General features: G+C 54.8%; 1 protein-coding gene. It reads left to right on the top strand.

Going from position 1 to position 544, the window contains the following annotated elements:
- Nucleotides 1-544: alpha-amylase family glycosyl hydrolase (locus R7E78_RS29740; RefSeq protein WP_318059095.1), on the top strand; the 544-nt coding region annotated here is incomplete at both ends.

Genomic DNA, 544 nt, shown 5'->3' with positions numbered 1-544 from the left:
CCGAAAACCCAGAGTGCCGCGCCTACCTGTTGGATGTGGCGCGCCATTGGGTGCAAGAGTTTGATATCGACGGCTGGCGTTTAGACGTAGCCAACGAGGTCGACCACGAGTTCTGGCGTGATTTCCGCCGTTTGGTCAAAGGCATCAAGCCCGATTGCTACATTTTGGGCGAGATCTGGCACGAAGGCATGCCGTGGCTGCGCGGCGATCAATACGACTCGCTGATGAACTATCCGCTGACACAGGCGATCACTGACTTCTTTGCCCTTGGCAACGACGACAAAACCAGCTTCATCAATGCGGTTACGCGCTCTTACCTTGCTTACCCGCGTAACGTCAATGAGGCGATGTTTAATCTGCTGGAAAGCCACGACACCACGCGCCTTTTGAGCCTGTGTGGCAACGACAAGCGCAAAGCGAAACTGGCGTATCTGTTTATGTTCACCCAAGTGGGCTCTCCGTGTATCTACTACGGCGGCGAAGTGGGCATGGACGGGCAAAAAGGCATGGGCCTTGAGCTAAACCGCAAATGCATGATTTGGGA

Source organism: Vibrio sp. YT-19(2023) (assembly GCF_033337395.1).
This window is presented reverse-complemented; position numbering and strand designations above follow the sequence as displayed.